This window comes from Streptomyces tsukubensis, assembly GCF_003932715.1.
Classification (GTDB): Bacteria; Actinomycetota; Actinomycetes; order Streptomycetales; family Streptomycetaceae; genus Streptomyces; species Streptomyces tsukubensis.
This window is the reverse complement of sequence record NZ_CP020700.1, coordinates 6,923,256-6,941,495: the sequence shown is the minus strand read 5'-3', so window position 1 is coordinate 6,941,495 and position 18,240 is coordinate 6,923,256. Positions and strand designations below refer to the sequence as shown.

The following is an 18,240-nucleotide window of genomic DNA, read 5'->3' as shown; positions in this document are numbered from 1 at the left end:
CGCACCAGCACGTGGGGAGGTCTTCGAAGTGAGTGAACCGCGGTCCGCCCCCACGGTGGGGCAGGTCGTTCTCGGCAAGCGCCTGCAGGATCTGCGCGAGCGCGCCGGGCTCAAGCGCGAGGAGGCCGCCAAGGTCCTTCGCGTCGCCGCGGGCACCATTCGCCGCATGGAGACCGCCGAGGTCGCGCTGAAGATCCCGTACGTCCAGCTGCTCCTGGACGCCTACGGCATCAGCGAGGAGGAGGCGCGCGGGTTCATCGAACTGGCCGAGGAGGCGAACAAGCCCGGCTGGTGGCAGCGCTTCCACGACGTCCTGCCCGGCTGGTTCAGCATGTACGTGAGCCTGGAGGGGGCAGCCAGCCTCATCCGGGCCTACGAGCCGCATTTCGTCCCCGGTCTGCTCCAGACCGAGGACTACGCCCGGGCGATCATGCTCAGCGGTGCCATCGGGCAGACCGACCCCGAGGACATCGAGCGCCATGTGGCGCTGCGGATGGAGCGGCAGTCCCTGCTGCTGCAGCCCGATGCTCCCCGGCTCTGGGTGATCATGGACGAGACGGTGTTCCGCAGGCCCGTCGGCGGCCCCGGTGTCATGCGCGAGCAGATCGACAAACTGCTCGAAGGCGCCGAGCTGCCCCATGTGACCCTGCAGATTGCGGAGTTCGCGTCCGGACACCACCCCGGCACCTACGGGCCGTTCGTGCTGTTCCGGTTCGCAGTCCCCGAGCTCCCGGACATGGTGTACAGCGAGTACCTCAGCGGCGCCGTCTATCTCGACGCCCGCCCCGAGGTCGCCTCGCACCTTGAGGTCCTGGACCGCATGGCGGCCCAGGCCGCGACTGCACAACGCACGAAGGAGATCCTCAACGATCTCCGCAAGGAGCTGTGAATGGATCACATATACAACGGCATGCCGGCCACCGAGCTGGGCGAAGCGGGCTGGCACAAGCCGTGGAGCGGCGGGAACGGCGGCAACTGCTTCGAGACGATGAAGCTGGCCGACGGCCGGGTGGCCGTGCGGCAGTCCGCGGATCCCGACGGTCCGGCGTTGATCTACACACCCGGGGAGATCGCCGCGTTCATCCAGGGCGCCAAGTCCGGGAAGGCGGACTTCCTGCTGACCTGAGCGGGTGCGGGCCGTCGGCGACGGCAGCGGAAGAGTACAGACAGTCCCCTGCGGAACGGGGCAGAACAACGGCGTGCGGGCGAGAGCCCCGCACGCCGTTCGTCGTCCCGGGCATGAACACCCCGGACGCACGTCCACTCCCCGGGCGGAGCGGATGGCCGGTGCAGGCATCTCTTAGGGTCACTCCGTGCCCGACATATCACTGACCACACTGGTGCTGCTCGCTCTCGCCGCCGCCGCGGCCGGCTGGATCGACGCGGTGGTGGGCGGCGGCGGACTCCTGCTGCTGCCCGCGCTGCTCCTCGGACTGCCGCAGACCCCGGCCGCCCATGTCCTCGGAACCAACAAGGCCGTGGCCATCGTGGGGACGACCGGCGCGGCCGTGACCTATCTGCGGCGGGCCACGATCGACGTCCGGACGGCCGTACGGATCGGTATCGCCGCCCTCGCCGGGTCGATGGCCGGGGCCTTCTTCGCCGCCGGGATCAGCAGTGACGTGCTGCGCCCGGTCATCATGGTGGTCCTGCTCGGTGTCGCCGCGTTCGTCCTGCTCCGCCCCCGCTTCGGCAGCGCTCCCGATGCGCCGCGGCCCGAGGTGACCCGGGCCCGGACGGTGGCCGCGATCGTCCTGGTCGGCGGCGGGATCGGATTCTACGACGGTCTGATCGGGCCCGGCACCGGAACCTTCCTGGTGCTGGCCCTGACCGCCGTGCTCCATCTCGACCTGGTGGGCGCCTCCGCGACCGCCAAGGTAGTCAACGTCTGCACCAACGCGGGCGCGCTGGCGATGTTCGCCTACCAGGGCGCGGTGATCTGGCAGCTCGCTGCGGTCCTGGCGGTGTTCAACCTCCTCGGTGCCACGGTCGGTGCCCGGATGGCCCTCAGCAAGGGCAACGGCTTCGTCCGCGGGGTGCTGCTGACGGTGGTGCTGCTGCTCGTCGCGCGGCTGGCGTTCGACCAGTGGGCCTGAGCGGCCGGTCCGGGGTTGTCCACAGGCCCGCACCGCCCTCGGGGGGTTCACGTACGGTGGGGTGATCGTCGAACACGAGGTGGTGTCGGACATGGTGGGACCCTCGCAACCCGGGCCGTCCGGGGGCGGCTTCGTCCGGGACGGGGTGTGGCACTCCGTTCCGCGGCGGGATGTGCCGACCGCCCCCGCCGAGGCCCTGCTCCTCGTCGACGTGCAGACCGCTTTCCTCACCGGCCCGGACGCCGTGCCGGACGCACCGGGGCTGGCCGCGAGACTGGGCCTGCTGCTGGAGCGGGCGCGGGCGGCGGGCGCCGTCGTGGTCCATCTGCGGAACGACGGTGAGACGGGCGCGCCCGACGAACCGGGCAAGCCCGGCTGGGAGCTCCGTCTCCCGGTGCGCGCATCCGCCCGGGAGGTGGTGGTGTCGAAGGAGAGCGACGACGGCTTCGACGGCACCGGCCTGGGCGCGCTGCTGGACGGGCACGGGGTGCGCAGTGTGGTCATCGCCGGGGTGCTGTCCGAGATGTGTGTCGCCGCGACGGCCCGCGGCGCGCTGGACCACGGCCTGCGCGTCGTGCTGCCCCATGACACCCATACGACCTACGGCCTCGACGAGCTGCCCCCGGCCGTGGTGTCGAAGGTCGCGGAACACGCCCTGGGCTCGGACCCCGAGTTCGTGGCATCGGCGGCCACGGTGGCCTTCGGCGCCCCCGGAGGCGGCCGGTAGCAGGCGGTATGACCGGGGCCCGGCGTCCCGGCGCCCCCCGGTGGCGTACGCCGGTGGCGCGGAGTGCCGGGCGGACCGGTCCGTACGATTCCGCCGGTCTCCGTGCGCCGGGCGGCAGGCCGAACCGGCCGGGCCGTCCCCTCGTTTCCCTGTACGGGTTTCGTGGACTCCCCAGCGGACCAGGACACCGGATCAGGGCAGAGGAGCGGTCATGACCGTCAGGGGCGTGGACGTGTCGGCGTATCAGCCGACGTACGACGCGAGCGGGCTGGGCTTTGTGTTCGTCAAGGCCACCGAGGGGCGTACCTGGACCAGTCCGGTGCAGGCCAAGCAGGCCGCCACGGCCCGTGACGCCGGTGCCGTCGTCGGCTTCTACCACTTCCTGTGGCCGGGGCAGATCGCCGCCCAGGCGGCGTACTTCGTCGCACAGGCCGACAGCCGGCCCGGGGACGTCCTCGCGTGCGACTGGGAGACGACCGCCGACGGCACCGCGGCGAGCTGTGCGGAGAAGGACGCCTTCCTCGCCGAGGTGGAGCGGCTGCGGCCGGGGCACCGCACCGTGCTGTACTGCAACACCGATTTCTGGCTGCACCGCGACACCACGTCCCGGTGCGGCGACGGGCTGTGGATCGCGGACGTCACCACGGCCGGACGGCCGCGTATCCAGCACTCCTGGGTGTTCCACCAGTACAGCATCTCCGGCGGCCTCGACCGCGATGTGGCGAACTTCCCGACCACCGCGGCCCTCAGGACCTGGTCGACCGGCTGAACGACCACCCGAGAACCTCCGGCAGCAGGCCCCGCCGACCACCCCGCGCCCGCGTCACCGCTATCACCGGTCGTCAGTGACGCGACCGCGCCGAATCCGGGCAGACGTTCGGCGGAGCGCGCGGGCTCGTGGTAGACCGGACCCGGACAACGGGGCGGGTAGATCAACGGGGGATCCGTGCGGGGACGACGGCAGCTCAACTACCGTGACGCGGTGGCGATTCTGACCGGGGACAGTGCCGGTCTCGCCGCCGCGGACCGGGCGCTCGGGGGCGTGCTCTCGGTCGCCACGGGCGGCGTCAGTGACGCCGTGCTCAATCTCCTCGACGCCCAGGGGCGCGTCCTGCGGCTCGGCCGCGATCTTACGACCGGTCTGCGCGGCGGACTCACCGAGGCCGACCGGGCTACCCGTTCGGACCGGATCATCGCCGCCCACACCGTGATCACCATCACCGCCTGGTTCGAGGCGCTGGGCGAGACCGAACTGCCGTACCGGCTCCAGGATCTGGAGCTGACGGGACGGGAGCAGGTGGCGATCACCGGCGACGGCGGCACCCCCGGCCTCGACTTCTTCGGTGCCCTGGTGGACTACCCGGTCCGCCCGCCCGCGCCCCATCTGCCGTACGAGGAGAACCTCTTCCGGGTCCGCGCCCGCTACGCCGCGTTCTCGAACGCCCTCGGTGACTTCGTCCGCGGCCTCGCGCTCTACGAAGCCCTCGACGAGGGCGCCAGAAACCGGGTGACCAGGGTCGACGCATCGCTGGTCGACCGCGCCGCCGACCGCTACGAGGAGTTGTACGCCCGGCTCGCCCAGGACGTACCCGAATTCGGCTTCTGGTCCGGACAGATCGACCACCAGGCCACCCGCGACACCCTCCGCCGGTCGCTGAGCGGCATCGAGTCCGCGCTCACCGGGCTCAGCGCCGCCGCGGCTCCCCGCCATGCCGCCGCCGCCCTCACCACGGGCTACCGGGCCGCCCTCGACCGGCCCATCCTCTCCGAGGGCAACGCCCCCGCCGGGGTGACCCTGCCCAGCCTGGCCGAGGGCTATATCGACCCGCTGTTCCGGCTCCGCGAGGTCGCCCCCGGCCCCTCAGGACCCGCGGACGAGGACTGGTGGTCCGGGACCGCGGTCCGTTCCGATCTCACCGAATGCCTGGCCGCGCTGCTCACCCAGCCCGACTACACCCGCACCCCCCTGGTGGTCCTCGGACAGCCCGGCGCGGGCAAATCCGTCCTCGTCAAGATCCTCGCCGCCCGGCTGCCGTCCGCCGGATATCTGCCGGTCAGGATCCTGCTGCGCGAGGTGCCCACCGACGTCGACGTCCAGGACCAGATCGAATACGCGATCCGCGCCGCCACCGGTGAACGCGTCACCTGGCCGGAGCTGGTGCGCGCCGCCGGGGACGCCATGCCGGTCCTCCTCTTCGACGGCTACGACGAACTCCTCCAGGCCACCGGCGTCAGCCAGTCCGACTTCCTCACCCGCGTCACCCGCTTCCAGCAGCGCGAGGCCGATCAGGGCCGCCCGGTCTACGCGGTGGTCACCAGCCGCACCGCCGTCGCCGACCGCCCCCGCTACCCGGAGAACACCCTCGCCCTCCGCCTCGAACCCTTCAGCGCGGGACAGGTCGAACTCTGGCTCGGCTGGTGGAACCGGATCAACGCCGCCTATCTCGCGGCCCGGGGGCTGAGCCCGCTGCCCGCGGAGGTCGCCGTCCGGCACGGGGAGCTGGCCTCCCAGCCGCTGCTCCTGCTGATGCTCGCGCTGTACGACGGCACCGACAACGCCCTCCAGCGGGCGACCGACGGAACGGCCCCCTTCGACGAGGCAGCGCTCTACGAGGAGCTGCTGACCTCCTTCGCCACCCGCGAGGTGCTCAAGTCCGCCCCCGGGATCGGCGGGCGCGCCCTGGAGGACCGGGTCGAACAGGAGCTGCAGCGGCTCTCCCTGATCTCCTTCGGCATGCTCAACCGCCGCCGCCAGTGGCTCACGGCCCAGGAGGCGGAGGCCGATCTCGCCGCCCTCCTCGGCCGGATCGCGCCCGCGGGCGACGACTTCCAGGCGCCGCTGAACCAGGGCGAGATCGCCCTCGGCCGGTTCTTCTTCGTCCAGCGCGCCCAGGCGTACCGCGACGCGGAACGGCTCGCAACGTACGAATTCCTCCACGCCACCTTCGGCGAGTACCTCGTCGCCCGGCTCGCCGTACAGCTCCTGGAGGGGCTCCTCGGCCACCGCCCGGCGCTCGCCGTCGGCCGTACCCGCGTCGACGACGACCTGGTGTACGTCCTCCTCTCGTACGCCACCCTCGCCTCCCGCCAGGTCGTCCGCTTCGCCGCCTCCCGAATCGCCCTGATCCCGGGCCCGGACCGGGAGCGCCTCGGTGAACTGCTGCTGACCGTCCTCAGCGACCACCGCACCCGCACCGAGCACCGCTATGCCGACTACCGTCCCGAGGTCCGCGCCACCTCCTCCCGGCACGGCCTCTACTCCGCGAACATCGTCCTGCTGACGGTCCATGTCACCGGCCGGCTGAAGGGCCACGAACTGTTCCCCGGCGCGGACAAGCCCGAGGCGCTCTGGCACCGCAGGGCCCTGCTCTGGCGGGCCGCGTTCCGGGAGGGCGAGTGGACGGACTTCGCGATGGCGCTCCGGCTGCGGCAGACCTGGCACGACGGCCGGCAGGACCTGGAGATCGAACCGGCGTACGGAGACGGCCCGGAGCAGTCGGCGGTGGACGTGAACTGGCTGTTCAACCGGAGCGCCCGCGAAGCGGAAGGGGAGGCCCTCGGGTTCATCCGCTCCCGCCCCGGTCAGATACGGCACAAGATGGTGGTCTCGGGTGGCGCCAGTGACGCCATCGTGCTCCATGCCGCCGATCCGTACTTCGAGATCCTCCCGGCGGCGGTGACCACGTTCATCGGCGCCGACGACGGACCCGCGACCTCGCTGGCCCACCGGCTGACCCGGCTGGTGCTGCTCGGTGGCCTGGAGGGACGCGACGAGGAGCTGGCGGAGGAGTACGGGCGGATCGCCCGATACCTGGAACCCGCCCCCGGGCTCTCCTTCACGAGCGGTAGCTGGACAGCGGCCCGGATCCTTGTCCTGCGCCAGTTGGAGCAGGACGTGGCCCGGATACCGGCGTCGACGGTGCTCCGGCTCGTCGACATCGGCATGGGCGAGGAAAGGGAACGACGGGTGCTGCTGCGCGGGCTGGAGGCCCATGGCCGACACCGCCGGTACCGGGCGGCAGTGGTCGAGGCTCTTCTGCGCCTGCTGCACCTGCCCTGGGAGTACGTGATGGACTTCTGCGAGGAGCCCCATGCTCCGGGAGCCCGTGCTCTGCTCCGCGACGTGCTGATCGAGAAGCTGGACGACCGTCTGCCCCCGGCAGAGGACGGCGATACCGACTCCGCCAGGATCCGCGCGGAACGCTTCATCGAAGAGAACCGCCTGCTGACCTCCCCCACCGATTAGTCCCCCGCCCGCCTCCGTCCGACAATGGACCCATGGCTCCACGACCCGCGCGCCCCCGGCGCGCCCCCGCCCCCGGCGCGCTCACCGCCGACACGCCCTGTCCCTGCGGGCTGCCCGCCGCCTACGGCGCGTGCTGCGGACGGTTCCACTCCGGAGAGGCCCAGGCGCCCACGGCGGAGCTGCTGATGCGCTCCCGCTACAGCGCGTTCGTCGCCGGGGACACCGGGTATCTGCTGCGGACCTGGCATCCGGACACCCGGCCGCCGGAGCTGGAACTCGACCCGCTGATGGTCTGGGAGGGTCTGGAGATCACCGCGACCACCGACGGCAGCCCCTTCCACACCGGCGGCACGGTCACCTTCCGGGCCCGCTACCGCCACCGGGGCCAGCGGGGCGAACTGCACGAGCGCAGCACCTTCGGGCGGGTGGACGGTGCCTGGGTCTATGTCGACGGGACCTTCATCGAGTAGTGGCGGGGCGGCCCGGGATCAGTAGCCGCTGCCCGGCAGGACCATCAGCCGGGGGTTGTACGCCGCCAGCACCTTGTTCGCCCGGGCCACCTCCGACAGCAGCCGCTCCCGGTCCGCCGCCTGTTCGCCCCGGAGCGGGCTGAGCAGCATCCCCATCTCCCGGGCCGCGCTGTCCGCCTCCATCTCGGCCACCAGCACCCGTTCGGGCATACAGGAACCGATCAGCGCCGCGACACGGTCGGGAATCGGTACGGGAACGAGCGGCGACGCGGTCACGGTGTCCAGTCCTTCTTCAGCTCCGGCCGTCACCGGCCGCCCCATGGATGCCTCCTCACGCGCGCGTGATCCGGCGCCCGGTGCGTGAAGGAGGGTTGCGTACGGCCGGTGCGCACGACGGGGCTCGCCGCCCGGGCCGGTGCCATCGGCCGTACCGGCGACATACCTTACGACAATGTGCAGCGCACACCCGAATTGATCATCATACGACGACGGGGAGTTGACGGCCAAGGCCTCCGCAACGCGGCTGCGGGCGGGCCCTCCCGGGGCCCGTGCCGCACCGCGCCCGTGGTGGCTTGTCACGTACACCGTAAAATGCCGGTGTACAGCACAATTTTCCGCCGCTCATCGGCACCCCGGCCGTTGGGCGGCTCGGTCACGCCCCGGGAGGCGACCATGGGCACCCGTCGGACCCCATTGCCGGGAGTCGGTACGCAATTCGACTTCACCACCGAGGCGGGTCGGCACATCTCCGTCGTCGTCCACCACGACGGCCGCCGGTTCCTGGGCTTCTACAAGTCGGACGATCCCGACGCCTGTGTGGTGGAAGTCCCCCTCTCCTCCGAGGAGGCCACCGCGCTGGCCCACCTCATCGACCCCGAGCCGATCGACGCCGTCCGGACCGACGGCATCGACCTGGTGACGGAGCACATCCAGATCGGCACCCGCTCCCCGTACATCGGAAGTCTGCTCGGGGAGACCCGGGCGCGCTCGCGGACCGGTGCTTCGGTCGTCGCCGTGCTGCGGCGGACCGGCGCCCACCCGTCGCCCGCGCCGGACTTCCGGCTCGCGCTCGGGGACACGCTCGTGGCCGTCGGCACCCGTGAAGGCGTGGACGCCCTCGCCGAGCTCATCACGGAAGGCTGATCGTGCACGAGACCACGACCCTGCTGATCGAACTCGGCGCGATCATCCTCGGGCTGGGGCTGATAGGCCGCTTCGCGGGCCGGATAGGCCTCTCCCCCATCCCGCTGTATCTGCTGGTGGGGCTCGCCTTCGGCACCGGCGGACTGCTGCCGATGAGCGCGAGTGAGGACTTCGTCGCCGTGGGCGCGGAGATCGGCGTCATCCTGCTGCTGCTTCTGCTCGGTCTGGAGTACAGCGCCTCCGAGCTGGTCGGCAGCCTCAAAACGCAGTACCCGTCCGGTCTGGTGGACTTCGTCCTCAACGCGCTGCCGGGCGCGGCGGCCGCGCTGCTGCTGGGCTGGGGCCCGGTCGCGGCGGTCGCGCTGGCAGGTGTCACCTGGATCTCGTCGTCCGGTGTGATCGCGAAGGTCCTCACGGATCTGGAGCGCCTCGGCAATCGGGAGACCCCGGTCGTCCTCGGGATCCTGGTGATGGAGGATCTCGCGATGGCGGTGTATCTGCCGCTGCTGACGGCGCTGCTGGCGGGCGTCGGTCTCGCGGGCGGCAGCGTCACCCTCCTCATCGCGCTGGGCACGGTCGGCATCGTCCTGTATCTGGCGCTGCGCCACGGACGGGTCATCAGCAAGGCCGTGAACTCCGACAATCCGGAGATGCTGCTGCTGGTGGTCCTCGGGCTGACCCTGCTGGTCGCGGGTGTCGCCCAGGAGCTGCAGGTGTCGGCGGCCGTCGGCGCGTTCCTGGTCGGTATCGCGCTCTCCGGGGAGGTCGCGGAGGGCGCCCGCAAGCTGCTGACGCCGCTGCGGGACCTGTTCGCGGCCGTGTTCTTCGTCTTCTTCGGGCTGTCGACGGATCCGACCGAGATCCCGCCGGTGCTGCTGCCCGCCCTGCTGCTGGCGGTCGTCACCGCGGCGACCAAGATCGGGACCGGCTGGTACGCGGCCCGGCGCGCGGGCATCGGCCCCAAGGGCCGGCTGCGGGCGGGCGGCGCTCTGGTGGCGCGCGGGGAGTTCTCCATCGTGATCGCGGGGCTGGCGGTGGCGTCGGAGCCGAGGATCGGGCCGATCGCCACGGCGTACGTCCTGATCCTGGTGATCCTCGGGCCGCTGGCCGCGCGCTGGACCGAGCCGCTGCTGCTGCGGTTCACCGACGCCGGTACCCCGCCGCCCGTGGTGAAGGAGGTCCCGGTCGCGGTGGCGGAGCCGCATGCGCACCCGGTGGCCGCGGAGGACCCGGTGACGGGCCCGGCGTCCGGTCCCGACCCGAAGTCAGCGACCGAACCGGCGTAGCCGCCGGTGCCCCGGTGAAGACCGCCGTCTCCGGCCGGAGACGGCGGTCTTCGGCTGTCCGGGACCGGGGGCTACTGCTCCGGGCCGCCGTGCCAGGTCTCCCAGAGGGCCGCGTAGGCGCCGCCCGCCGCGACGAGTTCGTCGTGGGTGCCGAGTTCGGTGAGCCGGCCGTCCTCCATCACCGCGACCCGGTCGGCGTCGTGGGCGGTCTGCAGGCGGTGGGCGACGGCGATGACGGTACGGCCGCCGAGGACGGCGGCCAGCGCCCGTTCGGTATGGCGGGCGGTCCGCGGGTCGAGGAGGGCGGTGGCCTCGTCGAGTACCAGGGTGTGGGGGTCGGCGAGCACCACCCGGGCCAGGGACAGTTGCTGGGACCGGGCGCCGTCGAGGGTGTGTCCACCGGGGCCGAGTTCGGTGTCGAGGCCTTCGGGCAGTGCGTCGGCCCAGCCCGCCGCGCCCACGGCGGCGAGGGCGGCCCGCAGTTCGTCGTCCCCGGCGCCGGGGGCGGCGATCTGCAGATTGTCGCGGACGGTGCCGAGGAAGATGTGGTGTTCCTGGGTGACGAGCGCGATATGGCGGCGGAGCTGTGCGGGGCCGAGTGCGGAGACCGGCACCCCGCCGACCGTGACCGAGCCGCGGTGCGGGGCGTCCAGGCCCGCGAGCAGCCGTCCGAGTGTGGTCTTCCCCGCGCCGGACGGGCCGACGACGGCCAGGTGTTCACCGGGCCGTACGGTCAGTTCGACGCCCCGTACGACGTCTTCCCCGCCGTCGTACGCGAAGTGGGCTCCGGCCACCACGATCCGCTGCCCTTCTGGGTCCGGTGCCGCGTCGTCGCGGTCGGTCCGGGGGATCAGGCCGAGGCCTTCGACCCGGGCGAAGGCCACTCCGCCGCCCTGGAGCTGTTCGACCCTCATGAGGACGGCGTCCAGTGGCTGGGCCAGCCGGTGGAGATAGAGGGTGGCGGCGACGGCGGCGCCGAGGGTGACGGTGCCCGCGTCGACGAGGACGGTGCCGAGCAGCAGGACGACCGCGACCGGGAGGAGGTACGCGATGTCGATGGCGGGGAAGAAGACGCAGCGGAGGTAGAGGGTCCGGAAGCGGGTGCGCAGACAGTGCCGGACCGCGGTCTCGGCGGCTTCGGTGCGTTCCCGCTGGAGCCCGAGGGCTTCGACGGTCCGGGATCCGGCCGCGGTCACGGCGAGTTCCTCGGCGAGTGCCGAGTTCGCGGTGCCCTCCTCGTGGTAGGCGGTCCCGGCGCGGCGCAGATACCAGCGGGTGGCCGTCCAGACCCCGAGCAGGCTCAGCAGTCCGACGGCGCCCAGCAGGGGGTCGAGGGCGAAGACGGCGCCGATGACGAACAGCGACTGGACGCTGTTGACGAGGGCGTCGGGGACGGCGTCGCGCAGGGTGGTGCCGACGATCGCGATATCGGTGGTGCCGCGGTTGGTGAGATCGCCCGTACCGGCGCGTTCGACGACGGACGCGGGGGCGGCGAGGGCGCGTTCCGCGTACTCCTCCCGGACCCGGGCGAGGCTCCGTTCGCCGAAGCGGTGGCCGGCCAGCCGGGCCCAGCGGACCAGCAGCAGCTGGGCGGCGGCGAAGGCGACGATGGCGAAGGCCAGCCGGTCGACGGTGGCGACCCCGGCTCCGCCGCGTACCTCGTCGACGATCCGGCCGACCAGCCAGGGGGCGGCGAGTCCGGTCGCGGCGGCCAGGAAGTTCAGGAGCATCACCACGCCGAAGGCGCGCCGGTCGGCCCGGATCAGGCGCAGCCCGGCGCGGAGGACCTGGGCGCCGGTGGCGACGGGCAGTGCGGTCGAGCCCCCGGGGGCGGCGGTCCGGAGGGGGGTGCTCATCGGGCGGCCCCCGTCCGCTCCGTAGCCGCGCGGGGGCCCGGGCCGGTTGTGCCGGGTTCTTCCGCTCCCCGGGCCACGAGCGCCCGGTATCCGGCGTGGCGGGTGAGGAGTTCGCGGTGGCTGCCGGTGGCGGCGACCGTGCCGTCGACCAGGTAGTGCACGGTGTCGGCCCGGTCGAGGACGAGCGGGGAGGTGGTGGTGACCACGGTGGTACGGCCCTGCCGGGCGGCGGCGAGGCCGGTGGCCACGGCGGCTTCGGTGTGGGCGTCCAGCGCGGAGGTGGGTTCGACGGCGACCAGGACGTCGGGTTCGGCGAGGAGGGCGCGGGCGAGGCGGACGCGCTGGCGCTGGCCGCCCGAGAGGTTCCGGCCGCCGGCCCGGACCGGGGCGTCCAGTCCGCCGGGCAGCCCGCGGACGATGTCGTGGGCGAAGGCGGCCTCCAGCGCCCGGCTGATCGGGTCTTCGGCGCGGTCGTGGCGGCCGGAGAGCACCTTGCGCAGGGGTCCGGCGAAGAGTGCCGCGTCGTTGTCGGCGACGAGGATCCGCTCGCGTACGGCGCCGATGCCGATCCGGTCGAGCCGGGTGCCGCCCCAGGTGGTGGCGGAGCCGGTGAATCCGGCGATGCGGTCCGCGACCAGGGCCGTTTCGGCGGGCCGGTCCGAGACGAGTGCGGTGAGGGCGCCGGGGGTGACGGTGACCCCGGAGTCCGGATCGTGGAGGGCCGCGGGCGCGTCGGGCGGCGGCAGCGCGGGACCGGGTTCGCCGTGGAGGGTGTCGGGTTCGAGTGCGAGGAAGCCGAGGACGCGGCGGGCCGCGACGAGCCCGCGGATGATGTCGTCGCCGCATTCGATGAGGTACGAGACGGCGATGTTGAGGACGGCGGTGTAGCCGTAGACGGCGACGAGTTCACCGACGGTGAGCTGGCCCTGGGCCGTCATCCGGGCGGCGATCCAGGTGATGACGGCGAGGAAGAGGGTGGGCAGCCCGACCGCGAGGGCCCCGATCCAGCTGGTGACGGCTCCGACGCGGTAGCCCTCGTCGCGCAGGGCCCGGGAGCCGTGCCGGTAGCGGGCGGCGTATTCGTCCTTGCCGCCGATGGCGTTGAGGACGTGCAGCCCGCCCGCGATGTCGCCGAAGCGGGAGGCGAGTTCGCCCTGCCGGGTGCGGTAGACGGCCTCGGTGCTCTGGAGGCGGCCGAGGAGGGGGCCGACGCAGAGCGCTATGACCGGGACGCCGAGCAGGACGACGGCGGCGAGCAGCGGGGAGGCGGCGAACAGCAGGAAGGCGACGATGCCCAGGGCGATGAGGCAGCCGATGCCGGGGCCGAGGAAGGTGAGGGTGTTGCCGATGGTGGCCGCGTCGCCGAGGCCGACGGTGACGATCTCCCCGGCGCCGACGCGGCGTTGCAGGGCCGCACCGAGCGCGGTGGAGTGGCGGACGACGACGCGTACGGTCCGGAAGGCGGCGTCGAGGCGGACCCGGCACATGGTGCGGTGGCGCAGGGTGCCGAAGAGGGCGGTGAGCGCGGCGGCGGCGAGGAGGGCGGCGACCCAGGCGGCGGCGGTGGCGCGGTCACCGTTCTCCAGTCCGTCGTCGACGGCGCGGGACATCAGATACGGCATCAGGATCAGTCCGCCGAGCCAGAGGGTGGCGAAGAGGGTTCCGGAGGCGATGCGCCGCGGCTGCCGGGCCGCGGTCCAGCGCAGATAGCGTACGGGTCCTTCGCGGTCGCGGGGGCCCGGGCTCCCGCCCGTACCGAGCCCCGCCACGGGCTTCCGTCTGCCGTCCCCGGACCGTTTTCCTCGGAGCATGCGCATGGGGGCACAGTAGGAGGCGGGGAGATTCGCCACGACTCGTTTTCACAGCTGTCAAGAACCCGTCAAAACAGCTTGCGGGTGCTGCCGGGCAGCACCCGCAACCATGCCGGGGGCTGCTGTCAGCCCTTCCCGGTCAGCTCCTTCAGGGCCGTGTTGAGTTCGAGGACGTTGACCCTCGGTTCCCCGACGAACCCGAGGATCCGGCCGTCGGTGTGCTTCTTCACCAGCTTCTCCACCCGGCCGGCGTCGAGCTTGTTGCGTTCCGCGACCCGCTGGACCTGGAGTTCCGCGTACTCGGGAGAGATGTGCGGGTCGAGTCCCGAGCCGGAGGAGGTGACGGCGTCCGGCGGGATGTCCGAGGGCTTCGGACGGTAGCCGGGCGTGGTGTTGTCCGCGATGACCGCCGCCTTCGCGTCCTTCACCCACTGGAGCAGCTCGGTGTTGTTCCCGGCCCGGTTGGTGGCACCCGAAAGGATCAGCGAGTACTGGGTGTTGACGGTGTTGCTGCCGAGGCCGTTGGCCGGGCGGGGCTGGAACCAGCGCAGGTCGGGGCGGGGTGCCTCGTCGGGGTCGTCGGGGTTCTGCTTCGGCAGGTGGTACTGCTGGCCGATCAGGGAGGAGCCGACGACCTTGCCGTCGGCCTTGATTTCGGAGCCGTTGGCCTGGTCCTTGAAGAGGGTCTGGGCGACCCCGGTGACGGCGAGCGGGTAGAGGACGCCGCAGACGACGGTCAGGACGAGGAGGGCCCGCAGGCCGGCCGCGAGGAGCCGTCCCGTGTTCCGTACGGAGGTGTTCATGGTCGTCACCCGATGCCAGGGATAGCGGAGATGATGAGGTCGAGGAGTTTGATGCCGATGAAGGGGGCGATCAGTCCGCCGAGCCCGTAGATCCCGAGGTTGCGGCGGAGCATCTTGTCGGCGCTGGTGGGCCGGTAGCGCACCCCGCGCAGGGCGAGGGGCACCAGGGCGATGATGATCAGCGCGTTGAAGACGACGGCCGCCAGGATCGCGGACTCCGGCGAGTCGAGCCGCATGATGTTGAGGGTGTCGAGGCCGGGGTAGGCGGCGGTGAAGATCGCCGGGATGATCGCGAAGTACTTGGCGACGTCGTTGGCGATGGAGAAGGTGGTCAGCGCGCCCCGGGTGATCAGCAGTTGTTTGCCGATCTCGACGATCTCGATGAGTTTGGTGGGGTTGGAGTCGAGGTCCACCATGTTCCCGGCCTCCTTGGCGGCCGAGGTTCCGGTGTTCATCGCGACGCCGACGTCGGCCTGGGCGAGTGCCGGGGCGTCGTTGGTGCCGTCGCCGGTCATGGCGACGAGCTTGCCGCCCGCCTGCTCCCGTTTGATGAGGGCCATCTTGTCCTCGGGGGTGGCCTCGGCGAGGAAGTCGTCGACGCCCGCCTCCTCGGCGATGGCCCTGGCCGTCAGCGGGTTGTCGCCCGTGATCATGACGGTTTTGATGCCCATGCGGCGCAGTTCCTCGAACCGGTCGCGCATGCCTTCCTTGACGACGTCCTTGAGGTGGATGACGCCCAGGATCCGGGCGCCTTCCCGGTCCTCGACGGCGACCAGCAGCGGCGTACCGCCCGCGCCGGCGATCTCGTCGGTGAGCCGTTCGGCGTCCTCCGCGACCTCGCCGCCCTGTTCCTGCACCCACTTCACCACCGATCCGGTGGCACCCTTGCGGATCTTGCGGCCGTCGACGTCGACGCCGGACATCCGGGTCTGTGCGGTGAAGGCGATCCACTCGGCGTGGTCGAGTTCGCCGCGGTGGCGCTCGCGCAGTCCGTACTTCTCCTTGGCGAGGACAACGATCGACCGGCCCTCGGGGGTCTCGTCGGCGAGGGACGAGAGCTGGGCTGCGTCGGCGAGTTCGGCGGCGGTGCAGCCGCGGACCGGGACGAATTCGGCGGCCTGCCGGTTGCCCAGGGTGATGGTGCCGGTCTTGTCGAGGAGCAGGGTCGATACGTCGCCCGCGGCCTCGACGGCCCGTCCGGACATGGCGAGGACGTTCCGCTGGACGAGCCGGTCCATGCCCGCGATGCCGATGGCGGAGAGCAGGGCGCCGATGGTGGTCGGGATGAGGCAGACCAGCAGCGCGCTGAGCACGATCATCGACGTCTGCTCGTCGGCGCCCGCGTGGACCGCGAAGGGCTTGAGGGTGACGACGGCCAGCAGGAAGACGACGGTCAGCGAGGCCAGCAGGATGTTGAGTGCGATCTCGTTGGGCGTCTTCTGCCGGGAGGCGCCTTCGACGAGACCGATCATCCGGTCGATGAAGGTCTCGCCCGGCTTGGTGGTGATCCTGACGACGATCCGGTCGGAGAGGACCTTGGTGCCGCCGGTGACCGCGCTGCGGTCGCCGCCGGACTCCCGGATGACGGGCGCGGACTCGCCGGTGATGGCGGACTCGTCGACCGAGGCGACGCCTTCGACGACATCGCCGTCACCGGGGATGACGTCCCCGGCCTCGCAGACGACCAGGTCCCCGATGCGGAGTTCGGTGCCGGGCACCTGCTCCTCCGCCGTACCGGTGATCCGGCGCGCGACGGTGTCGGTCTTCGCCTTGCGCAGGGTGTCGGCCTGGGCCTTGCCGCGGCCTTCGGCGACGGCCTCGGCGAGATTGGCGAAGATCACCGTGAGCCAGAGCCAGATGGTGATCGCCCAGCCGAACCAGTCGCCGGGGTCGGCCAGGGAGAGCCCGGTGGTCAGTACGGAGCCGATCAGCACCACGAACATGACCGGGGCCTTGACCATGGTCCGCGGGTCGAGCTTGCGCAGCGCGACGGGGAGGGAGACGAGGAGCTGCCGGGGGTCGAAGAGGCCGCCGCCGACCCGGCCGGCGGGCGGCTGGTGGCCGGTGGGCACGTCCGAGTGGGGCGCCCTGGAGGGAGTTATCGTGCTCATGACGCAAGCCCTTCGGCGAGCGGGCCCAGCGCGAGGGCCGGGAAGTAGGTGAGTCCGGTGAGGATGAGGATCGTGCCGACCAGCAGCCCGGTGAAGAGCGGCTTCTCGGTGCGGAGGGTGCCCGCGGTGGCGGGTACGGGCCGCTGCTCGGCCAGTGAGCCGGCCAGGGCGAGGACGAGGACCATCGGCAGGAACCGGCCCAGCAGCATCGCGATGCCGATGGTGGTGTTGAACCATTCGGTGTCGGCGTTGAGTCCGGCGAAGGCCGAGCCGTTGTTGTTGGCGCCCGAGGTGTAGGCGTACAGGATCTCGGAGAATCCGTGGGCGCCCGAGCCCGCGACCGCGTTGGCGGCGGTGTTGGTCATCGAGTCCGGCGGGGTCGGCAGGGCGATCGCGAGAGCGGTGAAGCCGAGGACCAGGACCGGGGTGACGAGGATGTAGCAGGCGGCGAATTTGATCTCGCGGGTGCCGATCTTCTTGCCCAGGTATTCGGGGGTCCGGCCGACCATCAGTCCGGCGATGAAGACCGCGATGATCGCCATGATCAGCATTCCGTAGAGTCCGGAGCCGACGCCGCCGGGGGCGATCTCGCCGAGCTGCATGCCCAGCATCGTGATGCCGCCGCCGAAGCCGGTGTAGGAGGAGTGGAAGCTGTTGACCGCTCCGGTGGAGGTGAGGGTGGTGGCCACGGCGAAGATCGCCGAGCCGCCGACGCCGAAGCGGACCTCCTTGCCCTCGAAGGCACCGCCCGCCTCCTGGAATGCCGGGCCGGGGTGGGCGAACTCGGTCCACATCATCAGGGCGGTGAAGCCGACCCAGATCAGCGCCATCGTGCCGAGGATCGCGTACCCCTGCTTGACGCTTCCGGTCATCCGCCCGAAGGTCCGGGTCAGGGAGAACGGGATCAGCAGGATGAGGAAGATCTCCAGCAGGTTGGAGAGCGGGTTGGGGTTCTCGAAGGGGTGGGCGGAGTTGGCGTTGAAGTAGCCGCCGCCGTTGGTGCCCAGCTCCTTGATGGCCTCCTGGGAGGCGACCGCTCCGCCGTTCCACTGCTGGCTGCCGCCCATGAACTGGCCGACGTCGTGGATTCCGGAGAAGTTCTGGATGGCGCCCAGGGCCACCAGGACGATCGCGCCGATCACGGAGATCGGCAGCAGGATACGGGTCACCCCGCGCACCAGGTCGGACCAGAAGTTGCCCAGTTCACCGGTGCGGCTGCGGACGAAGCCGCGGACCAGGGCGACCGCGACCGCCATGCCGACGGCTGCGGAGACGAAGTTCTGGACCGCGAGGCCGCCCGTCTGGACGACATGGCCCATGGCCTGCTCGCCGTAGTAGGACTGCCAGTTGGTGTTGGCGACGAAGGAGGCGGCCGTGTTGAACGCCTGGTCCGGGTCGATCGACTGGAAGCCGAGGGACCCGGGCAGCGAACCCTGCACCCGCTGGAGCAGGTAGAGGAAGAGGACCGATACGGCGGAGAAGGCCAGGATCCCGCGGAGGTAGGCGGTCCAGCGCATCTCCGTGTTCGGGTCGGCCCCTATGCCCTTGTAGATCCACTTCTCGACCCGCAGATGCTTGTCGGAGGAGTAGACCCGGGCCATGTAGTCGCCGAGGGGACGGTGCACCAGCGCGAGCGCGGCGATCAGCGCCAGCAGCTGGAGCACGCCGGCAAGTACGGAACTCATGTCGGG

15 protein-coding genes are annotated in these 18,240 nt (G+C 71.6%); 9 read left to right on the top strand and 6 right to left on the bottom strand.

The window, feature by feature from the left end:
- Positions 1-28 precede the first annotated feature (28 nt).
- The 7 genes from B7R87_RS28885 to B7R87_RS28855 all read left to right on the top strand — a co-directional run bounded on the left by B7R87_RS28885 (position 29) and on the right by B7R87_RS28855 (position 7,539).
- Entirely contained in the window at positions 29-889 is an 861-nt protein-coding gene (locus B7R87_RS28885) for a helix-turn-helix domain-containing protein (RefSeq protein WP_006345480.1), read from the top strand.
- Positions 890-1,126: a DUF397 domain-containing protein gene (locus B7R87_RS28880; RefSeq protein ID WP_006345481.1), complete on the top strand. Its 237-nt coding sequence runs from the start codon at positions 890-892 to the stop codon at positions 1,124-1,126.
- Positions 1,127-1,313: 187 nt separating this feature from the next.
- Complete coding sequence (locus tag B7R87_RS28875; protein ID WP_040913300.1) at positions 1,314-2,096, top strand: sulfite exporter TauE/SafE family protein; 783 nt, start codon at positions 1,314-1,316, stop codon at positions 2,094-2,096.
- A 61-nt stretch (positions 2,097-2,157) separates the two neighbouring features.
- Positions 2,158-2,823: an isochorismatase family protein gene (locus tag B7R87_RS28870; protein WP_006345483.1), complete on the top strand. Its 666-nt coding sequence runs from the start codon at positions 2,158-2,160 to the stop codon at positions 2,821-2,823.
- A 211-nt stretch (positions 2,824-3,034) separates the two neighbouring features.
- Complete coding sequence (locus B7R87_RS28865; RefSeq protein ID WP_006345484.1) at positions 3,035-3,592, top strand: glycoside hydrolase family 25 protein; 558 nt, start codon at positions 3,035-3,037, stop codon at positions 3,590-3,592.
- 213 nt (positions 3,593-3,805) lie between these two features.
- Positions 3,806-7,069, top strand: a complete 3,264-nt coding sequence (locus B7R87_RS28860) for an NACHT domain-containing protein (protein WP_130584729.1) — start codon at positions 3,806-3,808, stop codon at positions 7,067-7,069.
- Positions 7,070-7,101: 32 nt separating this feature from the next.
- Positions 7,102-7,539, top strand: a complete 438-nt coding sequence (locus B7R87_RS28855; protein WP_006345486.1) for a YchJ family protein — start codon at positions 7,102-7,104, stop codon at positions 7,537-7,539.
- A gap of 18 nt (positions 7,540-7,557) precedes the next feature.
- On the opposite strand, the gene B7R87_RS28850 is transcribed toward B7R87_RS28855, so the two are convergent.
- The gene (locus tag B7R87_RS28850; RefSeq protein ID WP_040913306.1) at positions 7,558-7,815 is read right to left on the bottom strand and encodes a hypothetical protein; all 258 of its coding nucleotides are present in this window, start codon (positions 7,813-7,815) and stop codon (positions 7,558-7,560) included.
- A 396-nt stretch (positions 7,816-8,211) separates the two neighbouring features.
- On the opposite strand from B7R87_RS28850, the gene B7R87_RS28845 reads away from it, so the two are divergent.
- Together B7R87_RS28845 and B7R87_RS28840 are read left to right on the top strand one after the other, a co-directional pair.
- Positions 8,212-8,682: a cation:proton antiporter regulatory subunit gene (locus B7R87_RS28845; RefSeq protein ID WP_040913302.1), complete on the top strand. Its 471-nt coding sequence runs from the start codon at positions 8,212-8,214 to the stop codon at positions 8,680-8,682.
- A gap of 2 nt (positions 8,683-8,684) precedes the next feature.
- A complete protein-coding gene (locus tag B7R87_RS28840; protein WP_006345489.1) occupies positions 8,685-9,968 on the top strand; it encodes a cation:proton antiporter in 1,284 nt (427 codons plus the stop codon).
- A 71-nt stretch (positions 9,969-10,039) separates the two neighbouring features.
- Here B7R87_RS28840 and B7R87_RS28835 read toward each other — a convergent pair whose 3' ends face one another.
- From B7R87_RS28835 to kdpA, 5 genes are all read right to left on the bottom strand, one after another.
- Positions 10,040-11,824 (bottom strand): ABC transporter ATP-binding protein, encoded by a 1,785-nt coding sequence (locus B7R87_RS28835; RefSeq protein WP_006345490.1) that lies wholly within the window; start codon positions 11,822-11,824, stop codon positions 10,040-10,042.
- Positions 11,821-13,635, bottom strand: a complete 1,815-nt coding sequence (locus tag B7R87_RS28830) for an ABC transporter transmembrane domain-containing protein (protein WP_078902045.1) — start codon at positions 13,633-13,635, stop codon at positions 11,821-11,823. The genes B7R87_RS28835 and B7R87_RS28830 overlap by 4 nt, the downstream gene beginning before the upstream one ends.
- A gap of 125 nt (positions 13,636-13,760) precedes the next feature.
- Positions 13,761-14,438 carry a potassium-transporting ATPase subunit C gene (locus tag B7R87_RS28825; RefSeq protein WP_006345492.1) on the bottom strand — a complete coding sequence of 226 codons (678 nt, stop codon included), beginning with the start codon at positions 14,436-14,438 and terminating at the stop codon, positions 13,761-13,763.
- A gap of 5 nt (positions 14,439-14,443) precedes the next feature.
- Positions 14,444-16,549 carry a potassium-transporting ATPase subunit KdpB gene (gene kdpB, locus B7R87_RS28820; RefSeq protein ID WP_040913303.1) on the bottom strand — a complete coding sequence of 702 codons (2,106 nt, stop codon included), beginning with the start codon at positions 16,547-16,549 and terminating at the stop codon, positions 14,444-14,446.
- Complete coding sequence (gene kdpA / locus B7R87_RS28815; RefSeq protein ID WP_006345494.1) at positions 16,546-18,234, bottom strand: potassium-transporting ATPase subunit KdpA; 1,689 nt, start codon at positions 18,232-18,234, stop codon at positions 16,546-16,548. The genes kdpB and kdpA overlap by 4 nt, the downstream gene beginning before the upstream one ends.
- Positions 18,235-18,240: the final 6 nt, after the last annotated feature.